The 11,912-nt window shown below is 57.7% G+C and carries 6 protein-coding genes; all 6 read right to left on the reverse strand.

The features are described 5' to 3' along the window. Positions 1 to 539 precede the first annotated feature (539 nt). The 6 genes from ACZ495_RS02715 to ACZ495_RS02740 all read right to left on the reverse strand — a co-directional run bounded on the left by ACZ495_RS02715 (position 540) and on the right by ACZ495_RS02740 (position 11,554). Complete coding sequence (locus ACZ495_RS02715; RefSeq protein WP_072311788.1) at positions 540 to 3,356, reverse strand: FAD-binding and (Fe-S)-binding domain-containing protein; 2,817 nt, start codon at positions 3,354 to 3,356, stop codon at positions 540 to 542. Positions 3,357 to 3,656: 300 nt separating this feature from the next. Then, entirely contained in the window at positions 3,657 to 6,413 is a 2,757-nt protein-coding gene (gene fdhF / locus ACZ495_RS02720) for a formate dehydrogenase subunit alpha (RefSeq protein WP_464262562.1), read from the reverse strand. A 225-nt stretch (positions 6,414 to 6,638) separates the two neighbouring features. Next, positions 6,639 to 8,495, reverse strand: coding sequence for an FAD-dependent oxidoreductase (locus tag ACZ495_RS02725; RefSeq protein ID WP_012625169.1), 1,857 nt, complete (start codon positions 8,493 to 8,495; stop codon positions 6,639 to 6,641). 522 nt (positions 8,496 to 9,017) lie between these two features. Then, positions 9,018 to 9,794, reverse strand: a complete 777-nt coding sequence (locus ACZ495_RS02730) for a MetQ/NlpA family ABC transporter substrate-binding protein (protein WP_012625168.1) — start codon at positions 9,792 to 9,794, stop codon at positions 9,018 to 9,020. 70 nt (positions 9,795 to 9,864) lie between these two features. Beyond that, positions 9,865 to 10,572, reverse strand: a complete 708-nt coding sequence (locus ACZ495_RS02735; protein ID WP_096152643.1) for a methionine ABC transporter permease — start codon at positions 10,570 to 10,572, stop codon at positions 9,865 to 9,867. Next, positions 10,565 to 11,554 carry a methionine ABC transporter ATP-binding protein gene (locus tag ACZ495_RS02740; RefSeq protein ID WP_049757416.1) on the reverse strand — a complete coding sequence of 330 codons (990 nt, stop codon included), beginning with the start codon at positions 11,552 to 11,554 and terminating at the stop codon, positions 10,565 to 10,567. Before ACZ495_RS02740 ends, ACZ495_RS02735 begins: the two co-directional genes overlap by 8 nt. Between the last annotated feature and the right edge of the window lie 358 nt (positions 11,555 to 11,912).

Raw genomic sequence — 11,912 nt, forward strand, 5'->3', positions numbered from 1 at the left:
ACCATTTAAAATAATTGTTATTTTAAATGGTTAGAAAAAGGCCGTACCTTGGCGCTTTCCTCATCATCCCTGCGCTGGAGCACGGGCTCTCCTTGCGGCTCAAGCTTTTCACAGCTGTTACGAATTTAATATGATACGTTATTGGCGGTGAAAGTAAAGCCTGCCCAAAGGCATGCCGCTGCCGCACAGGAGCTTGCCATCCATTGTCTGCTGCAATGGGCGAACAGTTTTACCCGCAGGAAAAACGGGCAATCCTGTAATGGCTTTCAGACTGCCGGCCAAGGCCGTCTGAAGGTGCGGCGCCCTGAAAACATAAACCCTGATTTTTGTATTTCAGAAAAAGATGCGCAGGTCAGGGTTGAAAGATATGGGGAGACTTGATGGAATGTGTGGAAAAAAGCCTTTCTGCATGCAGGTGCTTCTGTATGAAAACTTTGGCAGCATGCTGAACAGCCCTGCGTGCCTTCCGTATGAGGAGCACGCAGGGCGGCAACAACGTGGATCGCCCTGAGGGCTATCCACTCCGTTTGATCAAGAGTTTAGGCGCTGGCCTCGTCTACCAGAAATACTATTGAATAGTAGGGAATTCCGCTATGCAGCGAAAGCCCGATCTGGCAGGTGCGGCTGGAAGAATAACCCACATCGCAGGTGCTTACCTGCATACGCAGACTCTTGAGCGCGGATTCGTTAAGCTCGGGATGCGTAAAGCCCCTGTCGCCCGCCCAGCCGCAGCAATTGACGCCCTCGGGAACAATGACGTGTTCGGCGCACATTTTTGCCAGCTTTTCGAGTTTGCCCTCAAGACCCATCTTGCGCACCGAGCAGGTGGCGTGCAGGGCAACGGTTTTGGGCAGTTTGGTGAACGTAAGGCAGCCATCCATCTTTTCAAGGATGAATTCAATCGGCTCCATAAGCGTAAGGGCCGGATCAAGAGTCTGCTTCATGTGCAGCAGGCAGGGACTTGTTTCGCAAAGGATGGGGTACTGCCCGTTATTGCTGGCCTCTTTGAGGGCCGCTTCCAGTTCTTTTTCCTTTTTATGTGCAGCGTCGGCGAGTCCTTTGCTGGCAAAGGCCATGCCGCAGCAGAGCTTGTCGAGGTCCTTGGGCAGGATGACATCATAGCCGCCCTTGAGCAGCACGCTGATAACGGCTTCAGGTTCCGTACGGCGGTCGGTGTGTTCCTGGCCGGGACCCATGTTGCGCGCGATGCAGCTGGGGAAGTAAACTACCCGCCTGGGATTGGCGCTGTGGGTTTCGGGGATGCGCACCTTGCTGCCGCCCTTGGGCATATCCTTGTTCCACATGGGGGCCTTGTTGAAGGTAATGCAGCGCAGCAGCTTTGAGCCGTTTTCCATAAAGGCTGTGCCAAGGGCGCGATGCAGCCTGTCAACACCATTGAGCGCCAGAGACATGGTCCGGCAGGTTCCGGCAAAGTGGTCGGCAATGCTGCCCGCTACCTTGTGGCTCAACGCCCCTGCATCTTTCTGGCGCAGGCTCTTGATGAAGACGCCCGTGTCCACGCCGGCGGGGCAGCGGGGGCGGCACAGGCTGTCGGTGGCACAGGTGGCCTTGCCCATATATTCATACTGTTTTTCGAGTTTTTTAAGCTCGTTGCCGCCTGGGGCCGTTTCACGCAGGCGGCATATTTCACGATAGGCCGTGATGCGCTGGCGCGGCGTGAGCGTAAGGTCGCGGGACGGGCATACGGATTCACAGAAGCCGCACTCCATGCATTTATCCACAAGGTCGTCGGCCGGGTGCAGGGGCTTGAGATGCTTGATATGCCCCTGCGGGTCGTCGTTCATGAGCACGCCGGGGTTGAGAATGCCCTTGGGATCCAGCAGTTCCTTGATGGACTTCATGATGGAATATGCGGCCGCGCCCCATTCCATTTCAACAAAGGGGGCCACGTTGCGGCCGGTGCCGTGCTCGGCCTTGAGGGAGCCATCGTATTTTTCGGTGATAAGCTTGCAGAAGTCGTCCATAAAGGCCGCATAGCGCGCCACTTCGGCGGGAGCGCCAAAGTCCTGCCAGAATACGAAGTGCAGGTTGCCGTCACGGGCGTGACCGAAGAGAGGGGCCACGGTATAGCCATGCCGGATAAAGAGGGCCTGCAGGTCTGTAGCGGCTTCGCCCAGGCGTTCAAGGGGAAAGGCCACGTCTTCGATAACAATGGACGTACCCACGGGGCGCATGCCGCCCACTGAAGCAAGAATGCCCTTGCGCACCAGCCAGAGCTTGCCGTACTCCTCTGGCTTGTCGGTGAATTCGTGGGGCCGCACAAAGTTGACGTCCTTGAACGCCTTGTTGATGGTGGCGATATTTTTGTCCAGTTCTTCCTGAGTGGAAGCGCGCGTTTCCACAAGCAGGGAACAGACCTTGTCGTCCAGTGTATCCAGACCTTCAGGCAGGCCGGGCGTGCCTTCCACCGAACGCAGGGATGCCCTGTCCATAAGCTCGGCCGAAGATACGGGCAGTGTGGCTACGGCCGAAGCCAGGTCGCAGGCGTCCTTGACTGTGGGCAGCAGCATGAGGGCCGATGCCTTGAAGGGGGCTTCTTCCACCGTGCGGTAGGTCACTTCAGCGATAAAGCCCAGCGTACCTTCGGAGCCGACCATGAGATGCTGAAGGATTTCGTAGGGGTCTTGGTAGTCCACCAGGGCGTTGATGCTGTAGCCCGTAGTGTTTTTGATCTTGAATTTGCGGCGTATGCGGTCGGCCAGGGTCTTGTCGGCCATGATGCGGTTGCGCAGTTTGCTCAGGCCTTCAAGGATGTGCCCGTGGGTTCTGGCGAAAGACGCGCGGCTTTTGGCATCGGCGGTGTCCAGCAGGGTGCCGTCAGACATGACCATGCGGGTGGAGAGCACGGTTTTGTACGAGTTGTCGGCAGTGCCACAGCACATGCCGCTGGCGTTGTTGGCAAAGATGCCGCCGATAAGGCAGCTGTCGATGGAGGCAGGGTCCGGGCCGATTTTTTTGCCGAATTCCGCAAGAATCTTGTTGGCTCCAGAGCCGATAATGCCGGGCTGAAGGGTGATTTTTTCCGCCCCGTCGCTTACCCGCCAGTTTTTCCAGCCCTGGCCGATGCGCACGAGCACGGAGTCCGTCACGGCCTGGCCGGAAAGGCTGGTTCCCGCAGCGCGAAATGTCACGGCCACATTAAGGCGGTCGGCAACGCCCATAAGCTGTATGACCTCTGCTTCATCCAGAACGTCCACCACTACCTGGGGCGTAAGGCGGTAAACGCTCGCGTCCGTGCCGTAGGCAAGAAGGCGCAGCGGGTCGGTGTATATACGATTTTTGGGAATGAATTCCTGAATGGCGTCATAGAATTCTTTATAGGGTGCTGTCAGCATTAGGGATCCTCCAGGGCAGGACATGCCTGCGATGAGTTTCAGAGATTCGCCATACAGGCTATCTATTGTTAATAGAAATCACCAGCGAAAATGTCGTGTGAAAAAAAGGTTTAAAAAGACCTGAAGTTTATGGGTATTTTCCGGCCTGACGTCAGAAGCCTGCCGTGGTGCCGGCAGTTCCGTGAGTCAGCGTAAACGGATATCTGTTTGGATGAAAGTACCGGGGCAGAAAGTTTTTTGCAAAAGGCCCGACTGTCCGGCGCGGCTCTGGACCACCGCGCCGGAGCTTGCATCAAGGCTTCAGATCTTTTCTATTTTCACGGCGCAGGCTTTGTATTCTGCTGTTTTGGTAATGGGGTCCATAGCGGTATTGGTAAGCCAGTTGGCGTTGCTTTCGCGAAAATGAAAGGCCATCCATACCATGCCGCGCGGCATGTCGTCGGTAACCTTGGCCTGCACCGTCACCGAACCACGGCGTGAAGACACGCGGATGTTGTCATCATTGGCTATGCCCAGCCGGGCTGCATCAGCGGTGGAAATATCCGCCGTGTCATGCCCCATCAGGCTGTTGAGTCCTTTGCTGCGGCCTGTTTGCGTACGCGTGTGGTAGTGGTAGAGACGTCTGCCGGAACTGAGCACGAAGGGATACTCCTCATCGGCCACTTCGGCGGCAGGCGTCCAGCGTACAGGCACAAAAAGCCCCTTGCCGCGCGCGAAGGCTCCATCCTTGTGCAGCACGGGGCTGCCGGGATGTTCCGCGTGTGTGCAGGGCCATTGCAGGCCATCACCTTCAATGCGGTCGTACCGGATGCCACGAAACAGCTCAGCCAGGGGCGCTATTTCGTCGTCCCACAGCTCCCTGGCGGAGTCCGCCTGCCAGTGGTGCCCGAAACGGGCTGCCAGGTCTTTGAAGATACGCCAGTCTTCCCGGGCGTTGCCGGGGGCCGGGCTGGCGGCGCGTACGCGGCTGACGCGGCGTTCGCTGTTGGTGAACGTGCCGTCTTTTTCACCCCAGGCGGCGGCGGGCAGAATCACATGAGCAAATCTGCTCGTTTCGTTGGGAAAAATATCCTGAACCACCAGAAAATCCGCAGCGGCAAGGCAGCGTTCCACATGACTGATATTGGGTTCGGTATTGGCGAGGTTTTCGCCAAAAATATACATTGCCTTGATTTTTTTTGATTTAAGCCCATCCAGCATGTCGGGCATCATGATGCCCGGTTCCGTCGGCAGCGAGACGCCCCAGAAGCGCTCAAGGTGCTCTCTGGCTGCCGGATCCGCAACTTTGCCGTAGCCTGGGTAGGTATCCGGCAGAGCGCCCATGTCGCACGAACCCTGTACGTTATTTTGCCCGCGCAGGGGATTTACCCCGCCCAGCGCTTTGCCCACATTGCCCAGAAGCATCTGCAGCGCGGCACAGGCCAGCACGTTGTTGACGCCGCTGGTATGTTCAGTGATGCCAAGGGTGTACGCCAGCATAGCGGGCTTGACCGAGGCGAGGGTGCGCGCGGTCTGCCTGATGGTTTCCGCATCTATGCCGCATATGGGGGCCGCGCTCTCGGGCGTGCAGTTTGCCACATTGTCACGCAGCTCTTCAAAGCCCAGCGTGTGCCGTGCCACATAGTGCCTGTCATACAGATCTTCCTTGATGAGCACGTGCATGATGGCGTTGAGCAGCGCAATGTCCGATCCCACCCGCAATTGCAGGTGGCTTTCTGCCTCCTTGGCGATGCCGGTGCGGCGCGGGTCGGCGACAATAAGGCGGCAGCCCTTGCGCACGGCCTGTTTGACAAGGGTTCCGGCCACGGGATGGGCCTCCGTGATATTGGAACCGATGAGAAAAATCATTTTTGCCTCGCCCATGTGGGCAAAGCTGTTGGTCATAGCTCCCGAACCAAACGATGTGGCCAGACCGGCCACGGTGGGGGCGTGTCAGGTGCGCGCGCAGTGATCAATATTATTGGTCTTGAACACCGCGCGAAAGAGTTTTTGCATCTGGTAATTGTCTTCGTTGATGCTGCGGGCACAGGCCACTCCGGCCACGGAGTCGGGCCCGTGCTTTTCAATGGCGCCGGAAAATCTGGCCGCAATAAGATCCAGGGCTTCATCCCAGGAGGCGGCTTTGAACGATCCGTCCTGCTGGCGGATGAGCGGCTCGGTGAGCCGGTCTTCACTGTAGATGAAGTCATAGCCGAAGCGCCCCTTGACGCACAGGCTGCCCTTGTTGGGCTGCGCGTCTTCAACGCCGTTGACCTCAATGATGCGGCCGTCCCTGACAGACAGGTTCAACTGACATCCCACGCCGCAGTAGGGGCAGGTTGTGCGCACGCTGTCCACCCTGTCTTCACGGGCGGCGAGCCCATAGGATTTTTTGGCTGTCAGCGCGCCGGTAGGGCATACCTGCACACATTCGCCGCAGTGGGTACAGCGCTGGTAATCCACCACCGGCCACCATGCTTCTTTTTCGGCACGGCGGCCGAACTGGGGGGGGATGGCGTCGTTTACCTGCACGGCGGAGCAGACCGAGGCGCAGCGTCCGCACTGCACACAGCGGCTGAAGTCGCGTGTAATCATCGGGTGATCGTTATCCAGGGGAAAGCTGTCCGGCTCGGGAAGCAGGTCTTTGACAGGGACGTTGCACTTCATGACCAGAGCCTGAAGGCGGCATGTGCCGTCGGCGGGGCAGGGATGCTCGCGATGGGGCATGGCGGCCGCGGCCTTTTGATAGGGCGGCCAGAGGTCTGTGGGCAACTTGCGCAGGAAGCAGTCATGACGACCTTCGGCCACCAGCATCGAAAGGATGTTTTTACGCGCGGCCAGTACGCGGGGTGATTCGGTTTCAATGACCATGCCGTCTTCAGCGGGAGAAGAGCAGGCCGTGAGAAGCCGGTCATGCCCATGCACTTCTACCGAGCAGATGCGGCAGACCTTGCTGTGTCCCGTTTTGGGTAGCCAGCACAGCGTGGGGATGAAGATGCCGAGCGTTTCGGCAACGTCAAGAATGGTCTGCCCGGGTTGAAAAGCAGCCTGTTTTCCGTTGATGGTGACAAACGGCATAAAGTCTCCCGTTCCGCTCCGCAGCGGATTGTCGTGCGGCTTGACCCCATACGGGGCTTTGAGTCAAAGGGCGGCGGCCCTGCTTTTGCTGTCTGCTGTGGCCGTTACGTCTGTCGTGCCGGCCGCAACAGCTACGGCAACAAGATCATGCCCGGTCATGACATGTGCGGGCAATGATGGCCGCGCATACTGCCGGTCAGGCTCCTGATATGCAACCAGGGCCGATCAGGTGGCCGCCATAACGAGCCGCAGGCAGCGCAGGCAGCGGGACGATTCGCGCACTGCCTCCCATTCCAGCGGATCTGTTTCCACCTCTGTAAAACCTTGCAGCCGCTCCTGCACCGGGATGGCATGAATGGGCATGAGCGGTGTGGGATCTTCCAGGGGCGTTTCTTTCGTATCCAGCATGTTCATCTGCATGAGCATGTGTTCCAGCTTTTCTTTGGGCGAAGGCCCCTGCGCCGTGCCGTTAAGGTGGGCGGCTATGTGGGCAGCGGCACGCTTGCCCGCCGCCAGAGCGGCAATAAGCGAGCTTGGCCCGGTTACGCAGTCTCCACCGCCGAAAATACGGGGCAGGGCACTGACCTCGCCGGTAATTTCGTGGGCATCCAGCGTATTGTATTTGTTCAGGGCGCCGTCTTTGCCTTTGAGAACAACCTCAAGGGCAACCTTTTGCCCGATGGCGTAAACAATCGCATCGCACGGCATTTCAAAAACAGCCCCTTTCACCGGCACGGGGCGGCGTCTGCCGGAGGCATCTGCAGCGCCCAGTTCCATTTTCTGGCAGACAAGGCCGCTGACGCGTCCGTCCCTGCTTTCGATGCGGATGGGCGCAGCCAGGAAGGTAAAGAGTGCGCCTTCTTCTCTGGCTTCTGCCACTTCTACCGGATCGGCGGGCATTTCTTCTTCGGTGCGGCGGTAGACCACGTACACTTCCTTGAAGCCGTGCCGCAGGGCTGTGCGCGCGCAGTCCATTGCCACGTTGCCGCCGCCCACAACCACGAGGCGGGTACCGCTTACGGGCCGCCTGCCCAGCGTGGCTTCATGCAGGTAATGAATACCGCTGAGGTAACCCAGGGGGCAGTTTTCTTCGCCTTCGCAGCGCATGCCCGGTGCGTGAGGAGCGCCCGTGGCGATAAAGACGGCCTCGAAGCCTTCATCGTGCAGTTCGTCCAGGGTGATATCCCGGCCGATCTCAATGCCGTTGCGGATTTCTCCGCCGCCGGAGACGGCCACGCTGACTTCGCGCGCCAGTACGGAGGGCGGCAGGCGAAAATCGGGGATGCCGAACTTCGCCATGCCGCCGCAAACTTCATGCCGGTCAAAAATGGTGGGTGCAAGGCCAAGCTGCGCAAGGTAGTAAGCGCAGGACAAACCGGCTGGGCCGCCGCCGATGATGGCGACCTTTCTGGCATTTTCCGGCGGGCATTGCGGCTCGGGCAGCGGATTACGTTTTGCGTTGTGGTCATGCAGAAAGCGCTTGAGATTGCGTATGGCCACCGGCGCGCCCTTGAGACCGCGTTTGCAGGCGGTTTCGCAGGGGCGTTCGCACACCCGGCCGATGGTGCCGGGCATGGGGCAGTTGCGCATAACCTGGTCAAGCCCCTTGCGAAAGCGGCGAAAGCGGATTTCTTCAATATAGTCGGGCACTTTTACATGCCCGGGGCAGGCATTGATGCAGGGCGCCGTGACAAGACTGGTATAGGTGCCGCGTACCGTTGTTCTGGCTTCCAGCAGATGCGGGGCATGGGCCAGTACATCCAGCAGAGGCTGCGGCGAGGTCTGTCCGATGTCGCAGCGGGCGCTGTCGTATACCAGGGCTGCCAGTTCCTGCAGGTATTCGCGGTCGTCTGGCCGGGCTTTGCCGCGGCAAAGCGAATCAAGGCGCTCGGCAATGCGCTTCAGGCCGCTGCGGCAAGGAAAGCATTGCCCACAGGACTCGGCTGCCGCGCCCTCATAATAGGCGCGCAGCATGTCGAGCACATCGACAGTCTCATCGCTGACGACAAGGCCGCCCCAGCCCATAAAAGCCCGCAGGCCTTCGCTGTTTTTTTGTCCTCTCCACGTATCCATTGCAGGCATGGCATGCCTCCCGCGTTTTTCCGCTCATTCTATGCCTGCCGTATGGTAGCGTATTGGCAGGCATATGCAAAGGCTGGTGGTTTCCCCCAAAATGTGTGCCGGGATGTCTTAGAGCATGTTACTGTAGAAATGTACATTCTCAGAGTCATTCTGCATATTCCGGCGCGTAACAGCGCAGACCGACAGCGTTTATACCGTCTGTGCCTGGGGACGGGCGTTGTTTCCGCAACCGTCATCTGGTCTTGTGTGCAGAAAAGGCCCGTTCCGGAACAGGCAGGCACTTTTGATGCGGACCTGAATCGGAACGGGCCTTCAACGCTGTTGCGCGTACAACAGGCGCTTTCAGCAGCTTTTAAAGCAGTTCAACTTTGAAAAACTGGAATACTCTGCGTGGATTTTAAAAAATCCGTACCCGAAATGGCTGCAAGGCGAACTTGCTTCGACCGTTACGACAAAAGAAGTTACGGACGAGGGCAGCAGCGATGTTTCGATCGGTACGCAGCCATTTCAAGCGTAACCGCTCTAGAACGAAGGCATGATGCCTTTGCCTACCAGTTCTTTTTCGATGTAGGCCTTGACCTCGGGCGACTGAACGGCCTTCATGAGGGCCTTGGTCTTGGGGCTGTCCTTGTCGGCTTCGCGAACCACAACAATATTGGCATACGGGGATTCGCTGTCTTCCAGCACAAGGGCATCGCGGGCGGGCACAAGGCCGGCCTCGCCGGCAAAGTTGGTGTTGATGACAGCGGCGGCCACATCGTCCAGCGTGCGGGGCAACTGGGCGGCGTCCAGTTCATGAATCTTGAGATTCAGCGGATTTTCGGTGACATCAGCCACAGTGATGAGCGCGCCGGGCTTGACCTTGATGATGCCGTTAGCTTCGAGCAGGCGCAGGGCGCGGGCTTCGTTGGTGGGGTCATTGGGCACGGCAATGGCACTGCCCTTTTTGATATCCGACAGTTTTTTAATCTTTTTGGAATACACGCCCAGCGGCTCGATATGAACTTTGCCGACGGAAGCGAGGCCCAGCTTTTTTTCCTTGTTCATATTGTCAAGGTAGGGTGCATGCTGGAAAAAGTTGGCATAGAGCTGCCCGTTGGACAGGGCCATGTTGGGCTGCACGTAGTCGGTAAATTCCTTGATGACCAGATTGTAACCGTCCTTGGCGAGCAGGGGCTTGGCCACAAGCATGATGTCCTTGTGCGGGAAGGGCGTGACGCCGACGACGATGTCCTCGGCGGCAAAAGAGGGAGCGGCCATAGTCAGAATCATGACCAGGGACAGAAGCAGGCGTTTCATGATGGCTCCTTGTGCGGGTAAGACTGTGCCGTTGAAGAGGGACAAAAGCCCGTTGCGCGCGCAGCGGGCTTTATCGCAGAATTTTGTACAAAAAGTTGCAGATGCCCTGGATAAGCAGCACCAGCACACACAGGATGATAACGGAATAGACCATGATATCAACCTGAAAGCGGTTGTAGCCGTATTTGACGGCCAGGTCGCCCAGGCCGCCACCGCCTACGGTTCCCGCCATGGCAGAGTAACCGAGCAGGGTAATGGCGATGACTGCGATGTTGAGCACGATGGAAGGCAGGGCTTCGGGAAAAAGCACCCGGAAAATGATCTGGGCATTGCTGGCCCCAAACGACCGGGCCGCCTCGATAACGCCCCTGTCCACCTCAAGAAAGCAGGTTTCGATAAGCCGTGCCACAAAGGGGGCCGCCGCAATGGTAAGAGGCACAATGGCCGCCCCGCTGCCGATAGAGGTGCCTACCACCATGCGCGTAAAGGGTATGATGGCGATCAGCAGAATGATGAACGGGAACGAACGTAGAAGGTTCACCACAAAGTCCACTATTCTGTAGACCGAACGGCAGGGTTTCAGGCCGATGGGATTGGTCACGATCATCAGGATTGCCAGCATGAAGCCGATAACCAGAGAAAAAAAGGTCGAAATCAGCACCATCTGCACGGTTTCCCAGGTGGCCATGAGAATTTCCGGCATTTTGTCCTGCAAGCGTTCCCACAAGGGGTGCATGTCCTGGGCCAGTTGGGCGAGGGTGCTCAGTTGATCACTCATTGGCGGCATCCGTAGCTTGTTGCAAAGGATATTCCAGTATCTCCCAGTACAGGCGCTGCTCCTTCAGGTAGCGCAGCACGGCGTCAATATTCTGGTCCTGCACGTTGATAATAAGAAAGCCGAAAACATCGTCCAGATAGCGTTCCAGCTTGCCGCCCACAATGGAAAAATCTATGCCCAGCGCTCTGGCCATCTGCGTGATGACGCTCTGCTGCGAAATTTCGCGCGGGAACATGAGGCGTATATTGGTTCCACCGGGGATAAGCGTATACTCGTTTTCCACAATGGCCTGCATATCCTTGGTGGGCGCAAGAAACAGGTCTTCTGTCTTGCCCAATGCCACGGTTTTGCCGCCATCAAGCAAAAGCAGGCTGTGGCAGAGGCGTTTGACCACTTCCATCTGATGCGTGACCATAATAATGGTCAGGTTCAGCCGCTTGTTGATGTCTTCCAGCAGGTCAAGGATGGAAGATGTGGTTTTGGGATCAAGGGCGGACGTGGCCTCGTCGCAAAGCAGAATGCTGGGATTCAGGGCCAGGGCGCGGGCAATGCCCACACGCTGTTTCTGGCCGCCGCTCAGGCTCTGTACCCTCTGGCGGGCCTTGTCCGTAAGGCCCACAAGCTCGAGCAACTCCATAACGCGCTTTTCGCGCTCAGGTCTGTGCCAGAGATGCAAGGGAAAGGCCACGTTATCAAAAACGTTTTTGCGGGCCATCAGGTTGAAATTCTGAAAAATCATGCCCATCTTGCTTTGCAGTTGGCGCAGGTGGTGGGAGTCGAGCGAGGCGACCTCAACATCCATAACCCTGACATTGCCGCTATCGTAAGGCTCAAGGCCGTTGAGACAACGCAGAAGCGTGGACTTTCCTGCCCCGGAATGCCCGACAATACCGAAAATTTCGCCACGGCGCACATGCATGTTGATGTCCTGCAAAACAACATGGCTGCCGAAACTCTTGCGAAGCTGGTTTACCTGAATCATGCGCTTGGTACCTGAGTCTGTTAATATAATCCGGGAAGGATGCGTTATTTGCCGCAAAAAGTAAAGAACGCTCCGGCTGAAAGGCACGAAGCGTTGGATGTGATCAGGCCGCAGCCGTATGGGGCCGTACGTATTGAAGGCGGCTTGGTAAAGCATTTCCCTTTTGAAAAGATTCTGGCGGCTGCGCGAGCAGGCGTCCGCCGTGGAGCGCCGGCGCAATCCATTTATACTGTTGAGCACCGGAGCGGGGGACATTGCCTTTGAGAAGACACCTTCACAAAAGTAAAACACTATGGGGCAGTTATCGCTTGAAATGGCCGGTTACAACACGGCGGGCGTGTCTGCACACGCCCGCCGG

Source organism: Desulfovibrio sp. GTC20076, assembly GCF_055385905.1.

Coding starts and splice junctions, on each gene's coding strand:
- ACZ495_RS02715 (WP_072311788.1), bottom strand. CDS start 3,356: ATGCTGACAGCACCCTATAAAGAATTCTATGACGCCATTCAGGAATTC.
- ACZ495_RS02730 (WP_012625168.1), bottom strand. CDS start 9,794: ATGAAACGCCTGCTTCTGTCCCTGGTCATGATTCTGACTATGGCCGCT.
- ACZ495_RS02740 (WP_049757416.1), bottom strand. CDS start 11,554: ATGATTCAGGTAAACCAGCTTCGCAAGAGTTTCGGCAGCCATGTTGTT.
- ACZ495_RS02725 (WP_012625169.1), bottom strand. CDS start 8,495: ATGCCTGCAATGGATACGTGGAGAGGACAAAAAAACAGCGAAGGCCTG.
- ACZ495_RS02735 (WP_096152643.1), bottom strand. CDS start 10,572: ATGAGTGATCAACTGAGCACCCTCGCCCAACTGGCCCAGGACATGCAC.